This window comes from [Micrococcus luteus] ATCC 49442, from assembly GCF_010367585.1.
Taxonomy (GTDB): Bacteria; Actinomycetota; Actinomycetes; order Actinomycetales; family Micrococcaceae; genus Arthrobacter; species Arthrobacter luteus_A.
In genome coordinates this window covers 4,169,084-4,181,973 of the sequence record NZ_JAAAXP010000001.1, presented here as the reverse complement: position 1 = coordinate 4,181,973, position 12,890 = coordinate 4,169,084, and the positions used below count along the sequence as shown (strand labels likewise).

The window sequence follows — 12,890 nt, the reverse complement described above, 5'->3', positions numbered from 1 at the left end:
CCGCTACTCTGCCACTGCGGCGGCAATGAGGGCCTTGAGGGTGCCCTTTTGGATTTCGCCCAGCACGCGGGAGGCTACCCGGCCCTGCTTGTCCAGGACCAGCGTGGTGGGGACCGCCCCCGGCGGGACAATGCCGGAGACGGCCAGGAGCACGCCGCCGTTCTTGTCATCGAAACTGGGGTAGGTCAGGTTGAAGGTCTTGTCGAAGGCCTCAGCGGTGGCTTTTTCGTCGCGGAGGTTAACGCCAAAGAACTGCACGCCCTGGTCCTTGAACTCCTGATGGAGTTCTTCCAGGATGGGCGCCTCCACCCGGCACGGGGCACAGGCGGCGAACCAGAAGTTCAGGACGGTCACCTTGCCCTGGAAGTTTTCGGGCGTGACTGTGGTGCCGTTAAAGAGGGTGCCGTTGACGGCGACGGCTGACTTGCGGTCAGCGGCGGTGAATTCCGTCACCGAGCCGTCTCCGGCGATGTAGTTCTTGTTGTCGCCGGCTTTGGCCTGCTTGGCAAGGGCATCCTCCTGGGCGCAGGCGGAGAGCCCCAGGACGAGGAACGCTGCGCCGCCGGCGGTGAGCAGGGCGCGTCGGGAGGTGGTGGGGTTAAAGGTCACGGTCAGGCCCCCGGGGTGGTGGCGGCACCGGGAAGAAGGGCGGCAGCGGGCTCGCTGTACTCAACGCGCAGGAGGGAGCCGTCGTCGTCGAACACCAGGGAGGTGATTGACGTCAGCGTGCACTCGCGTTTGCGCGGGTCATGCCACAGCGGGCGGCCCTCGGCGCTCAGGCGCGTGGCCCAGATGGGCAGCTGATGGCTGACCATGATTGCTTCGGGGCCGCTGGTTCCATAGTCACCGGCAGCCAGTTCGATGGCCCGCAGCCGGGCATCCTCGACCGCGGTCCGGACGCGGGCAGCCTGCGCCTTGTAGGGCTCGCCCCAGGACGGCCGAAGCGGGTTGACCAGGTGCGGCCAGTGCTTGGGCTTGCGGAGCTCGGCCTTGGTGACCTTCATGCCCTGGAAGTAGTTTTCCGCCTCGATGATGCGCTCGTCCGTGTGGACCTCGAGGCGCAGCGCCTCGGCAGTGGGGGCGGCCGTCTCCTGGGCCCTGACCAGCGGCGACGCTGCCAGGTACGTAATCCGGGCGCCCTGGGCGGCGCGCTCGGCAAAGTGCTCGGCGAGAGTCTGCGCCATTTCCCGGCCCAGCTCGGAGAGGTGGAATTCGGGCAGCCTGCCGTACAGAACGCCGTCGGGATTATGGACCTCGCCGTGGCGGAGCAGATGGACAGTGGCTTGGGGCATGTTTACCAGTTTCTCAAAGATGGCGTGCGATCCGAAATCTTCTACATTCCGTAGAACTGAAACTCTGGGGAAAAAGTTCCTGAACACGGAACAAAACATGCAAATGCATGCTTATACTCGATACAGCGGATGGTTGATACTTCAATAACTGAAGCGTCAAGCTGTCCGGCAGGACACCCGACAAACATTAAGGAAAACACCATGGCTCTTCCCGCAGACGTCACCACCGGCACCTGGACCCTCGACAACTCGCACAGCGAAATCGGCTTCACCGTCCGCCATGCCGGTATCAGCAAGGTCCGCGGCCAGTTCAAGGATGCGGCCGCAACCCTGGACCTCGCCGAAAACGTGGCCGATTCCAAAATCAGCGCCACCATCCAGACCGCAAGCTTCGACTCCGGCGACGCCAACCGCGACGGCCACGTCCGCGGCGAAGACTTCTTCGACGTCGAGAAGTTCCCGGAAATCTCCTTCGTCTCCAACGGCCTCGTGGCTGCAGGCGATGGCTACGAACTGACCGGCGACCTCACCATCAAGGGCATCACCCGCCAGGTTTCCCTCGAGACCGAGTTCAATGGCGTGGCCGTTGACCCGTTCGGCATGACCCGCGCCGGCGTTTCCGCCGAAACCACCATCAGCCGCAAGGACTTCGGCCTGACCTGGAACGCCGTGCTCGACGCCGGCGGCGTCCTGGTCAGCGACAAGGTTGCCATCAACCTTGAACTGGCATTCATCGCTCCCGCTGCATAGTTCTTCCCACGCTGAGCCCGGCTGCCGGATCCCCAAGGGGGTCTGCGGCCGGGCTCAGCGCGTTAACCCCAACTAGGTAGCGCTAACTGTCGTTTTGACGGCTCGAAACGACAGTTAGCGCTACCTAGTTAGGGCGCAGTGGGCGCGGGGTGCGGGTCCACTCATTCCTGCGTTGCGCACGCCGACGTGTCCCCCGGAAGGCCCCGCCGTTCCCCGCGAGTTTGCCCCGATTCTCCTAGAGAACCGGGAATTCGCCGTCTACAGTGAAGCCATGAGCAACCCTAGTGACACACCGCCGCCTCAGCAGCCCGGTGACCAGCCGCCCGCCGGCAACGTTCCGCCCACCGGCTACCAGCCGCCGCAGGGATACCCGGCTCCGCCAGGGCACCAGCCGCCAGGCCAGCCCTATCCCCCACAGGGCCAGAGCTACCAGCAGCCTGGCCAGCCGGGCGCCTTCCAGTTCCAGATGCCAACCGACGGTCCGCGCAACTTCAACGACGTGATGCCGAAGGGCGGGCTCTCGGGGATGTTCAGCGTGGCCGGGCTTCCCATGGAACTCAAGGTCTCGTACTGGATCTGGCTCATCGGCGGCATGCTGGGTGTGCTCGGCACGTTTTTCGGTCTGCTTGCTGCTCTGGCTGTTTTCACAGTGGCGCCCGCCCTGGCGGCCATCGTCCTCGTCCTGGTCCTGGTTGCCCTCGCCCTGGCCGTGGCTCAGATCGTCCTCGCTCTGAAGATGAAGGAGGGAAAGGAATGGGCCCGCCTGGCACTCACCATCGTCGCGGGCGTCTCCTTGATCCTGGCGGTCATCGGCGGCAGCTTCGGTGAAGGCATCGGCAATAACTGGTTTGGCTTCCTGATCAGCGCCGCGGCGACCGTACTCATGTGGCTTCCCAACTCGCAGGCCTGGTTCAACGCTTCCAAAGGCCGCTGACCAGCCCGTTTCCACCGTGATTCCGCTTGGCCGGGAGGGCGCGAATACCTCTCTGGTATGACCCGTCCCGGCACCGGCAGGGGTACGGTTGGAAGTAAGCCGTACTGGGGGCAGGGCCAGTGGACTGCACCCAGCAGCCGAACTGACTTCCGACCTGCAAAGGACCGCTCATGAGCACACCTGTCCCGCCTCCCGTCCCGAACGAACCCGAGCCAGGCAACCAGCCCCAGGCACCCCGCTACGGCGAGAACGGCCCGCAGCCCGGGCAGCCCGCTCCGCCGGCGCCGCAGTACGGCCAAAATGCACCGCAACAGCCGCAATACGGCCAGAACTCGCCGCAGCAGCCGCAATTCGGCCAAAACGCACCACAGCCGCAATTCGGTCAGAACGCACCGCAGTACGGCCAGAACTCACCACAGCCGCAATTCGGCCAAAACGCACCACAGTACGGCCAGAACTCGCCGCAGGCACCACAACCGCCCTACGGCCAGAATCCACCCCAGTTCGGGCAGCCTACGCCGCCGGCCTATGGCCAGCAGCCGTACGGGCAGTCCCCCTACGCCCAGTACCCTTCTGAGCAGCCGCAGGCCACCGGAGCCAAGGGCGTTCCCCAGCTGGTCAACATTTCGTTCTGGCTCCTGATCGCTGCGGCTGCACTCTTTGTCATCACCCTGCTTGTGGGCATCGGCATGCTCGATGACCCGATCATGCGTGACGCGTTTGAAGATGCCATGCGCAGCAGCGGCGCCACCGGCACCGAGTTCAACTTCGAGGACTTCAGGAGCGTCTTCGCTGGAACATTGGTGGTCGTGGCAATCCTCGGTGCGGGAATGTACTTGCTGGTGGCCTTCTTCATCCGCAAGGGTAAGAACTGGGCCAGGATCCTGGGAACCGTATTCGCGGCGCTGTCCATAACCAGCCTTTTCCAGGTGCCGAACCTCGGGACTTTGGGAACCGTGGCCGGAATCGCAGCGATCGTTCTGCTGTACCTGCCGTCCACCGCTCCGTATTTCCGCAAGCAGCAGCCGTTCGCCAACCCCTACAGCTCGCCGGGCAACCCCTACGGCCAGTAGGTCCCGGCCAAGCCAGACACGACGGGCGTGGACCCCGCCAGCCGCCGAACAGAACCTAGGCGGTTTGGTCCGGGGCCTGCGCTCGTTGCGCGTGATACGCCAGGATCTGAAGTTCGGTGGCCATGTCCACCTTGCGCAGGTTGACTCCGGCGGGGACCTGCAGCATGACCGGAGCGAAGCTCAGGATGCTGTGGACGCCGGCCGCAACGACGCGGTCGCAGATTGCCTGTGCCACGGCGGCCGGCAGCGCCAGGACCACCATATTGGCGCCCGTCCGCTCGAGTACTGTCTCGAGGTCGGCAACGTCGCTGACGCGCAGCCAGCCCACCTCGTTGCCCACCACCATCTGGTCGGCGTCGAAGATTGCCACAACGTCAAAGCCGCGGGACTCGAAACCGCCGTAACGGGCCAGCGCCTTGCCCAGGTTGCCGGCGCCGACGATGGCCACCTTCCAATCATGGGTCAGCCCGAGGGCCGCGGAGATGTGGCGGCTAAGGTACTGCACTTCATAGCCAACCCCGCGCGTGCCATACGAGCCAACATAGGACAGGTCCTTGCGCAGTGTTGAAGAACTGACGCCCGACGCTTCAGCCAGGGACTCCGAGGACACGCGCTCCACACCGTCAGCGAGCAGTGTGTTCAGGGCGCGCAGGTAGATGGTCAGCCGTGCCACGGCGGCGGGCGGAATCTGCTTGGCGATTTCCCCGGTCGGGGCCACGCCCGCACCTTCCACGGCATGGGGGGATGCATCCAGTGAACTCACTATCCCCTCCGTTGCCTCGCGTTGTGACTCCACTCTAGAGCCCCGCGGCTGGTGTCAACAAAGCCAGCGACATTTTTGGCAATCGGTTGTCTACTGGGCCATGGCCCGCTGGAGGACACGCGCAAGCCGGGTTTCATCGATTTTCCAAAAGTCACGCTGGATGCCGTCCACCAGCACCACGGGGATTTCCTCCGCGTACCGCTCACGCAGTTCCGGCACTTCATCAACCCGCTGTTCCGTCCACCCGAGTCCCAGCGAGGCGGTAACCCGTTCGACGGCGTCGCGCGCGTCTGCGCACAGGTGACAGTCTGCTTTGGTGATGAGGACTACCTCCGGTTTTGCCATGCTTTAACCGTATCGCCCTTTGGGTGCTGCCAGCGCTGCGGGCAGGGCCGCCGGCGCCTGCTGAAATGTTCGGCACCGAGTATTGACTAGACTCGTGGAATGCCCGAGGAGAAGTACGTCGCTGTGATCACCAAGCCGGATGCGGTGATGCAGACCGGCGAAGCGGCCTTCTTTGACGTTGACAACACCCTCATGAAGGGCGCCAGCCTCTTCCACGTGGCCCGCAAGATGCACCAGCGGGGTGCATTCACGCTGACCCAGGCGGCCGGATTCGCCTGGAAGCAATTCAAGTTTGTGACGCGCGGCGAGAACATGGACGATGTCCATGCAGTACGCGATTCGGCCCTCACCCTCGCGGCCGGCATCACGGTGGACGACATCAAGGCCCTGGGCGAAGAAGTGTACGACGAGATGATCGCCTCCCGGATCTGGCCCGGAGCCAAGGCACTGGCGCAGCAGCACCTGCGCGTGGGCCGGCGGGTCTGGCTTGTCACGGCCACCCCCATCGAAGTTGCCGCAGTCATCTCAACCCGACTGGGACTCACCGGAGCCCTGGGCACTGTGGGCGAGATTGCGGACGGCATGTACACCGGCCGGCTGGTGGGTGACATCCTGCACGGCTCCGCGAAAGCAGTGGCAGTCCAGGAACTGGCCGATGCCGAGGGCCTGGACCTGAAACGGTGCTGGGCGTATAGCGACTCCTACAATGACATCCCGCTGCTGACCCTCGTGGGTCACCCGGTGGCCATCAATCCCGATGCCCGGCTCCGCAGCCACGCGCGCGACCACAATTGGCCGGTCTACGACTTCCGCTCCGGCCGCCGCGCCGCCACCCTGGGCCTCAAGGCGGCAACGGCCGGCGGCGTGGTCTACGGACTGTGGAAGGGCTTCGCCCGCATCCGCGGCCCCCGGGCATAACTGCGGCCCCCGGGCATAACCGCCGTCGCGACTGTCGCCGTCGGCGTTTCACCGTCTTTTGCACACAAAAATGCCCGCTGCCGGGGAGGCAACGGGCATTTCACACAGTTCGAAGTATCTCTACTTCTTATTGCGGCGCTGGTGACGCGTTTTGCGAAGCAGCTTGCGGTGCTTCTTCTTGGCCATACGCTTGCGACGCTTCTTAATAACTGAACCCACGAAAGTTCCTCACAAACTAGATGTAGTACCTGTCTGATGGAAGTGGTCCGTGAGCAGAGCTACAGACTGAAACAACTGACAGATTCTTACAATGACGTAAAACAATCCTTAACAGGGTACCGCTTTCTGGCGTCGACCACCGACCGCAGCCCATCCTCGGGCTGAATCATGGGTTGGAACGCCAGGTTGTCACGCGGTTTCGGTGTGACCGTCCACCACCGCACCCTTGAGATACTGCTCGACGGCGTTCTCCGGCACTCTGTATGAGCGACCGAAACGCACCGCGGGCATTTCACCTGAATGAACCAGCCGATAGACGGTCATTTTGGAGACGCGCATGACCTGGGCCACTTCGGCCACGGTCAGGAACTTCGCGTTCGAGAAGTTCTGTTCTGCAGACATTTCCCTATTCCTTTGCTGACGGATGACTACTAACCCCAGCGTGTTCCATTGCGGTGTGCCGATGCTGAGCCATCCACCAACCATGTGATAGATACTCTAGAGGTTCATGGGGCTGTAGTGAAAGTCATTTCCGTCAATCACTGTGCAGTACGGCGTTTCCGCGCGGACGCTCCGAGCTGGTTGAGGACCGATGCTGACACATCCCACTCCATGCATGCATCCGTGACGCTCTGCCCGTACACGAGCGCGGAGGTTCCCGCGGCGTGCTCGGCGACATCCAGGTTCTGCGCGCCTCCTACCAGGAAGCTTTCGAGCATCACGCCGGCGATGGACTGGGCAGCCGGGCCGCCCTCCTCAAGCTGGGCGCCGATTTCGAGCGCAACTTCGGCCTGCCGGTGATGGCTCTTGCCGCTGTTGGCGTGGCTCGCGTCCACGATCAGCCGGGGGTTCAGTCCCTTGCCGGCCAGCAAGGCGGACGCGCTTTCGACGTCGGCCGCTGAGTAATTGGGCCCCTTGCGTCCGCCGCGGAGAATGACGTGCGTGTCCGGGTTGCCTGCAGTAGCCACCAGCGCGGCGCGGCCGTCACCGTCGATCCCCAGGAAAGCCTGCGCTGCCGCGGCGGCACCGCACGCGTCAATCGCAACCTGGAGGCCGCCGTCGGTACCGTTCTTGAAGCCGATGGGCATGGAGAGCCCGGACGCCAGCTGGCGGTGGATCTGGCTCTCGGTGGTGCGAGCACCGATGGCACCCCAGGAGATCAGGTCCGCCATGTACTGCGGGCTGATGGGCTCTAGGAACTCTGTTGCGGTGGGCAGGCCGAGTGCGGTGACCTGCTGAAGGAACTGCCGGGCAGCGCGGAGGCCGGTTTCCATGTCGTGGCTGCCGTCGAGGCGGGGATCGTTGATGAGGCCCTTCCAGCCCACCGTGGTGCGCGGCTTTTCGAAGTAGGCCCGCATGACAATCAGCAGGTCTTCCTTGTGCCTCTCGGCCTGGCTAACGAGCCGGCGGGCGTATTCCAGGCCGGCCTTTGGGTCGTGGATGGAGCAGGGGCCAACGATAACCAGCAGCCGGTCGTCCACACCGTCCATGATGGCGCGGACCTCATCGCGGCCGCGTTCGACGACGTCAGTCACCCGGTCATCCAGCGGCAACTCGGCGATGAGCTCGGCGGGCGTGGGCAGCGCAGTGAATTCGCTGACGCGCAGGTTGGATGTGGATTTAGCGGGAGTTGCTGTTGCGGGGCTCATGCTCGGGGTCCTGTTCCAGATAGGAAGCGGGCCCAGATCAGAACCCGCCGGAGAAATGGCGAAGGGCAGAGAATGATCTCTGCCCTGTTGGCTCTGAAGGAAGTTGGATGCGTGTCAGTTAGACGCGGGCTCCTCCAGAGCCAACGAAAAATACGCATACCAACGGTTAGTCATAGGGAGACCATAACCGGACGATTTGGCCCGTGCAAAATCGGCGGCGTCACACACCGCAATCCGCCCCTCCCCAAGTAGGTAGCGCTATCTGTCGTTATGAGCGCTCGAAACGACAGATAGCGCTACCTACTTGGGGAGGGTAAGGGTCGGCGCCGGACGGTCACCCCAGGAGTTTGCGGAGGTACTGCAGCTGCCGGATCCAGTGGTGCTCCTGGCCGCCCTCGTGGTTGTTGAACCGGTAGACCTCGATCTCCTTGGCGGCCCCGGTTCCGTAGGCATTGAAGCTGGCGAACACGGTGGATGGCGGGCAGACATCGTCCATCAGAGCCACCGAGTAGAGCGCCGGGGCGGTGGCGGCCCGGGCGAGGTTGACGCCGTCGAAATAGTTCAGCACCGCCAGCATCGGCTCGTACCGGTCGCGGTGCCGGCCCAGGAAGGCCGCGATTTCCGGATAGGGGCCGCGCGGTGCGATGTCGATGGACCGGGGAAAGTCCTGAAGGAACGGGACGTCGGGCAGCGCGGCGATGACGCCGTCGAGCCTTCCGGCCGCCAGTCCGGCCACCGCCACCACGATGCCGCCGCCCTGGCTGATTCCGGCCAGCACCACGCGCGACGCATCCACCTCCGGGTGGGCTTGCGCCGCCTCCACGGCACGGAACGCGTCGACATACACGCGCCGGTAGTAATAGTCCTCGCGGCTGCCGGCACCCCGGGTCATGAGCCCGGCATAGGCGACGTCACCGGCGGACGGGTGAGGGTCCGGAGTCTCGCCCGTGATCCCGCCGTATCCCTGGCCCCGCGTGTCCATGATGAACTGCGCATACCCGGCCTGTGCCCATCGAGTGTCTTGGTTGACCAGACCGCGACCGCCTGAATAACCGATGTACTGCACGACGACGGGCAGCCGGCTCCCGGCCGGACGGTTTGCCGGGAGGTGCAGCCAGCCTTTGATCGGTGCGCCGCCGTAGCCGGCGAACCTGACGTCGAAGGTGTCGATGACGGTCAGGTGGTTCTCTACCGGCTCGAACGTCGCGGTGAGCGGAAAGGTCCTGGCCTCCCGGACGGTGGCGTCCCAGAAGTCCTGCAGATCCGGCGGCGGTGCGACGGAGGACGTGTAGCCGCGGAGCTGCTCAAGCGGGAGGTCAAAGAGGGGCATGGTGCTGTCCGGTCCTTACTCGTCTGGATACCTTCGGAGATCCTATGTCATACAAATCACGCGCGGCATCCGCTGGCCTGCCAACCACTGGGAGTCACAACCGGGACAGCTGCTGCGGAGTGAAGGTCTGGAGGCCCGCCGACGCAGCCGCCAGGCGCCGCAGATCCGGGAGCCCTCCGCTAACCTTCCCGGCAGCCCGTGCCTGGATGAGGATGTTGCCGAGCGCGGTGGCTTCGACGGGTCCTGCGATGACGCGTTTGCCGGTGGCTTCGGCGGTGAGCTGGCAGAGCAGCTTGTTTTGCGAGCCGCCGCCGACGATGTGAACGACATTCACCGTGCGGCCTGACAGTCGCTCCGCTTCTGCCAGGGTGCGGGCGTAGCCGGCGGCGAGGCTGTCCATGATGCACCGGGTGATCGCTGCGGGGTCATCGGGCAGGATGTCCCCGGTGTGGCGGACGGCGCCGCGGATGCGGTCTGGCATGTTATCCGGGGCGATGAAGTAGGAGTCGTCCGGGTTGATCTGCGGTCCGCCGGGGGGCAGCGCCGCAGACGCGGACAGCAGTGTGGTGAGGTCCTGGGTGAAGCCTTCCGCGATCCAGGTGCGCTGGCATTCGCTGAGCAGCCAGAGCCCGCCCATGTTGCGCAGGTAGCGGATAGTGCCGTCCACGCCGCGTTCGTTGGTGAAGTTCGCTTTCCTGCTGGCTTCGGTCAGGACCGGGTGTTTCAGTTCGAGCCCCACTAGGGACCAGGTGCCGGAGGAGATGTAGGCGAAGTTCTCCTCGCTGCCCTCAGATGTCACGGCGGGAACGGCGGCGACGGCGGAGGCGGTGTCGTGCGAGCCGACGGCCACCACCGTGGTTGCCTGGGCCAGTCCGGTCCGCGCGGCGATGTCCGGCAGCAGGGTCCCGACAGTTTCGCCGGGCTCGATCAGCGGCGGGAACACGTCCTTGGGCAGGCCCAGGGCGGTGAGGAACTCGGTGGCCCACTCCCCCGCGACGGCGTCGAACAGTCCCGTGGTGGAGGCATTCGTGGATTCCGTGAGGCGGACTCCGGTGAGCAGGAACGCGATCAGGTCCGGGATGAGCAACGCCTGCAGACCCTCCAGGTCCGGTTCGGTGGCGAGCTGGTAGATCGTGTTGAACTGCAGGAACTGCAGCCCCGTGGTGCCGTAGAGCCGCGCAGGGTCCAGTTTCTGGTGCACCGGGGCGACGGCGGCGCGGCTGCGGTCATCCCGGTAGCTGTACGGCTGCGCTGTCAGTTGCCCGGCCTTGGTGACCAGGCCGTAGTCCACCGCCCAGGTGTCGATCCCGATGCTGGTGATGGTCTCGCCGCGCTCCCCGGCCGCGCTGGCCGCGGCAGCGAGCCCGGTGAGGACCTCGGCGAACAGGGCGTCGAAGTCCCAGCGGAGACCGCCGTCGAGCTCCACCACCCCGTTGGGGAACCGGTGCACGGTCTCCAGCTCCACGTCGGATCCGCTGACGCGTCCGAGGATGACCCGGCCGGAGGAGGCACCGATGTCGACGGCGGCGAACACGCCGCCGTCGATACCCGCCTGTGCACGGGTTGCGCCGGTGTTCATCGGAGGAAGGCTGCGGCGACGCCGGCGTCCACGGGGATGTGGAGTCCGGTGGTGTGGGACAGTTCGGCGCTGGTGAGCACGGCGGCGGCGTTGGCCACGTGCTCGGGCAGGACTTCGCGTTTGAGCAGGGTGCGCTGGGCGTAGTACCTGCCCAGTTCCTGCTCGTCCACGCCGTAGACCGCGGCGCGTTTGGCGCCCCAGCCGCCGGCGAAGATCCCCGAGCCGCGGACCACGCCGTCGGGGTTGATGCCGTTGACGCGGATCCCGTATTCCCCCAGCTCGGCCGCGAGGAGCCGGACCTGGTGGGCCTGGTCTGCCTTGGTGGCGGAGTAGGCGATGTTGTTCGGGCCGGCGAACACGGAGTTTTTGGAGGAGATGTAGATGATGTCCCCGCCCATGTCCTGTCCGATCATGACCTTCGCCGCGGCCTTGGCCACCAGGAAGGAGCCCTTGGCCATGACGTTGTGCTGGAGGTCCCAGTCCTTCTCGGTGGTTTCAAGCAGCGGCTTGGAGATGGACAGGCCGGCGTTGTTGACCACCAGGTCCAGCCCGCCGAACGCCAGCACAGCCGCGTCGATGGCGGCGGCGACCTGGGCTTCGTCGGTCACGTCGGCCTGGACACCGATGGCGACGTCGGGTCCGCCCAGTTCCGCGGCGACCTTTTCCGCGTTTTCAAGGTTCAGGTCCGCAATGACCACGCACGCGCCGTCGGACGCCAGCCGGGTGGCGATCGCCTTGCCGATCCCGGAGGCGGCACCGGTGACCAGTGCGATGCGCGTGGCGTGGGACTTGGGCTTGGGCAGCCGGGCGAGCTTGGCTTCCTCGAGAGACCAGTATTCGATCCGGAACTTCTCGGATTCCTCGATCGGGGCATAGGCGGAGATGGCCTCGGCGCCGCGCATCACGTTGATCGCGTTGAGGTAGAACTCACCGGCGACCCGGGCGGTCTGCTTGGTCGCCCCGAACGAGAACATGCCCACGCCCGGGACCAGGACGATGGCCGGGTCCGCACCGCGAAGGGCCGGGGAGTCGGCGTCGGCGTGCCGGTCGTAGTAGGCCTGGTAATCCGCACGGTACGCGGTGTGGAGTTCCTTCAGCCGGTTGATGGAGTCCTCGACCGGGGCGTCGGCGGGCAGGTCCAGGATCAGCGGCTTGACCTTGGTGCGCAGGAAGTGGTCCGGGCAGGACGTGCCCAGGGCGCCCAGGCGCGGGTGCTCGGCGGCTGCGAGGAAGTCCAGGACGACGGCGTCATCGCTGAAGTGCCCCAGCTGCGGTTTGTCCGTGGAGGCAAGGCCGCGGATCACCGGGGCGAGGGCTGCGGCCTTCGCACGCCGTTCTGCCTCCGGCAGGGCGCCGTAGCCGGGCAGTTCCGGGCCGAACGGCTGCAGGCGGCCGTTGTCCTTGATGTAGTTCTCGGCCTGTTCGATGATCCACAGCGAGTTGGCTTCGGCTTCTTCGGACGTGGCGCCCCAGGCGGTGATGCCGTGGCCGCCCAGGATGGTGCCGATGGCCTGCGGGTTTGTCTCCTTGATCGCGGCGATGTCCAGGCCCAGCTGGAAGCCGGGGCGGCGCCAGGGCACCCAGAGGACCTTGTTGCCGAAGATCTTGGTGGTCAGGGCCTCGCCGTCCGCCGCGGTGGCAATCGCGATGCCGGAGTCCGGGTGCAGGTGATCCACGTGCGCGGCGTCCACCAGGCCGTGCATGGCGGTATCGATCGACGGCGCGGCGCCGCCCTTGCCGTGCAGGCAGTAATCAAAAGCGGCCACCATCTCATCTTCACGATGCACACCGGGGTAGACGTTCTTCAGCGCGTTCAACCGGTCCAGGCGCAGTACCGCAAGGTTCTGTGCCGTCAGCGTGCCGAGGTCCCCGCCGGAGCCCTTCACCCAGAGGAGCTGGACGTCCTCGCCGGTCACCGGGTCCTTCGCGGTGCCCTTGGCCGAGGTGTTGCCGCCGGCGAAGTTGGTGTTGCGCTTGTCCGCACCCAGGCGGTTGGAACGGGAAATCAGGTCTTCAACAGTCTTGTTGTTGCTCATGC

Annotated in this window: 14 protein-coding genes; 4 read left to right on the top strand and 10 right to left on the bottom strand. The window is 65.3% G+C overall.

The window, feature by feature from the left end; genetic code table 11:
- Nucleotides 1-3 precede the first annotated feature (3 nt).
- The gene (locus tag GUV69_RS19045) at nucleotides 4-609 is read right to left on the bottom strand and encodes a TlpA family protein disulfide reductase (protein WP_191079738.1); all 606 of its coding nucleotides are present in this window, start codon (nucleotides 607-609) and stop codon (nucleotides 4-6) included.
- A gap of 2 nt (nucleotides 610-611) precedes the next feature.
- Nucleotides 612-1,292, bottom strand: a complete 681-nt coding sequence (locus GUV69_RS19040) for a histidine phosphatase family protein (RefSeq protein ID WP_164205259.1) — start codon at nucleotides 1,290-1,292, stop codon at nucleotides 612-614.
- 201 nt (nucleotides 1,293-1,493) lie between these two features.
- On the opposite strand from GUV69_RS19040, the gene GUV69_RS19035 reads away from it, so the two are divergent.
- The 3 genes from GUV69_RS19035 (at nucleotide 1,494) to GUV69_RS19025 (ending at nucleotide 4,049) form a co-directional block, all read left to right on the top strand.
- The gene (locus GUV69_RS19035) at nucleotides 1,494-2,042 is read left to right on the top strand and encodes a YceI family protein (RefSeq protein WP_164205257.1); all 549 of its coding nucleotides are present in this window, start codon (nucleotides 1,494-1,496) and stop codon (nucleotides 2,040-2,042) included.
- 271 nt (nucleotides 2,043-2,313) lie between these two features.
- Complete coding sequence (locus GUV69_RS19030) at nucleotides 2,314-2,976, top strand: hypothetical protein (RefSeq protein WP_208786675.1); 663 nt, start codon at nucleotides 2,314-2,316, stop codon at nucleotides 2,974-2,976.
- Nucleotides 2,977-3,146: 170 nt separating this feature from the next.
- Nucleotides 3,147-4,049, top strand: coding sequence for a Yip1 family protein (locus GUV69_RS19025; RefSeq protein ID WP_164205255.1), 903 nt, complete (start codon nucleotides 3,147-3,149; stop codon nucleotides 4,047-4,049).
- 55 nt (nucleotides 4,050-4,104) lie between these two features.
- On the opposite strand, the gene GUV69_RS19020 is transcribed toward GUV69_RS19025, so the two are convergent.
- The gene (locus GUV69_RS19020) at nucleotides 4,105-4,812 is read right to left on the bottom strand and encodes a redox-sensing transcriptional repressor Rex (protein ID WP_164205253.1); all 708 of its coding nucleotides are present in this window, start codon (nucleotides 4,810-4,812) and stop codon (nucleotides 4,105-4,107) included.
- A 90-nt stretch (nucleotides 4,813-4,902) separates the two neighbouring features.
- On the bottom strand, nucleotides 4,903-5,157 hold the full coding sequence (locus tag GUV69_RS19015) for a glutaredoxin family protein (RefSeq protein WP_164205251.1): 255 nt from the start codon (nucleotides 5,155-5,157) through the stop codon (nucleotides 4,903-4,905).
- 99 nt (nucleotides 5,158-5,256) lie between these two features.
- Between GUV69_RS19015 and GUV69_RS19010 the strand changes: the two genes are divergently transcribed.
- On the top strand, nucleotides 5,257-6,075 hold the full coding sequence (locus GUV69_RS19010; protein WP_164205249.1) for an HAD family hydrolase: 819 nt from the start codon (nucleotides 5,257-5,259) through the stop codon (nucleotides 6,073-6,075).
- A gap of 120 nt (nucleotides 6,076-6,195) precedes the next feature.
- On the opposite strand, the gene GUV69_RS19005 is transcribed toward GUV69_RS19010, so the two are convergent.
- From GUV69_RS19005 to GUV69_RS18980, 6 genes are all read right to left on the bottom strand, one after another.
- Nucleotides 6,196-6,294, bottom strand: a complete 99-nt coding sequence (locus tag GUV69_RS19005; protein WP_003792170.1) for a 30S ribosomal protein bS22 — start codon at nucleotides 6,292-6,294, stop codon at nucleotides 6,196-6,198.
- A 189-nt stretch (nucleotides 6,295-6,483) separates the two neighbouring features.
- The gene (locus GUV69_RS19000; protein WP_164205247.1) at nucleotides 6,484-6,696 is read right to left on the bottom strand and encodes a helix-turn-helix domain-containing protein; all 213 of its coding nucleotides are present in this window, start codon (nucleotides 6,694-6,696) and stop codon (nucleotides 6,484-6,486) included.
- A gap of 137 nt (nucleotides 6,697-6,833) precedes the next feature.
- A complete protein-coding gene (locus GUV69_RS18995; protein WP_164205245.1) occupies nucleotides 6,834-7,943 on the bottom strand; it encodes a 3-deoxy-7-phosphoheptulonate synthase in 1,110 nt (369 codons plus the stop codon).
- Between the two features lie 334 nt (nucleotides 7,944-8,277).
- Entirely contained in the window at nucleotides 8,278-9,273 is a 996-nt protein-coding gene (locus GUV69_RS18990) for an acetylxylan esterase (RefSeq protein WP_164205243.1), read from the bottom strand.
- A gap of 94 nt (nucleotides 9,274-9,367) precedes the next feature.
- A complete protein-coding gene (locus GUV69_RS18985; protein ID WP_164205241.1) occupies nucleotides 9,368-10,852 on the bottom strand; it encodes a rhamnulokinase in 1,485 nt (494 codons plus the stop codon).
- Nucleotides 10,849-12,888 carry a bifunctional aldolase/short-chain dehydrogenase gene (locus GUV69_RS18980; protein WP_164205238.1) on the bottom strand — a complete coding sequence of 680 codons (2,040 nt, stop codon included), beginning with the start codon at nucleotides 12,886-12,888 and terminating at the stop codon, nucleotides 10,849-10,851. The genes GUV69_RS18985 and GUV69_RS18980 overlap by 4 nt, the downstream gene beginning before the upstream one ends.
- Between the last annotated feature and the right edge of the window lie 2 nt (nucleotides 12,889-12,890).

Coding starts and splice junctions, on each gene's coding strand:
- GUV69_RS18995 (WP_164205245.1), bottom strand. CDS start 7,943: ATGAGCCCCGCAACAGCAACTCCCGCTAAATCCACATCCAACCTGCGC.
- GUV69_RS18980 (WP_164205238.1), bottom strand. CDS start 12,888: ATGAGCAACAACAAGACTGTTGAAGACCTGATTTCCCGTTCCAACCGC.
- GUV69_RS19035 (WP_164205257.1), top strand. CDS start 1,494: ATGGCTCTTCCCGCAGACGTCACCACCGGCACCTGGACCCTCGACAAC.
- GUV69_RS19015 (WP_164205251.1), bottom strand. CDS start 5,157: ATGGCAAAACCGGAGGTAGTCCTCATCACCAAAGCAGACTGTCACCTG.
- GUV69_RS19030 (WP_208786675.1), top strand. CDS start 2,314: ATGAGCAACCCTAGTGACACACCGCCGCCTCAGCAGCCCGGTGACCAG.
- GUV69_RS19000 (WP_164205247.1), bottom strand. CDS start 6,696: ATGTCTGCAGAACAGAACTTCTCGAACGCGAAGTTCCTGACCGTGGCC.
- GUV69_RS19010 (WP_164205249.1), top strand. CDS start 5,257: ATGCCCGAGGAGAAGTACGTCGCTGTGATCACCAAGCCGGATGCGGTG.
- GUV69_RS19040 (WP_164205259.1), bottom strand. CDS start 1,292: ATGCCCCAAGCCACTGTCCATCTGCTCCGCCACGGCGAGGTCCATAAT.
- GUV69_RS18990 (WP_164205243.1), bottom strand. CDS start 9,273: ATGCCCCTCTTTGACCTCCCGCTTGAGCAGCTCCGCGGCTACACGTCC.
- GUV69_RS19025 (WP_164205255.1), top strand. CDS start 3,147: ATGAGCACACCTGTCCCGCCTCCCGTCCCGAACGAACCCGAGCCAGGC.
- GUV69_RS18985 (WP_164205241.1), bottom strand. CDS start 10,852: ATGAACACCGGCGCAACCCGTGCACAGGCGGGTATCGACGGCGGCGTG.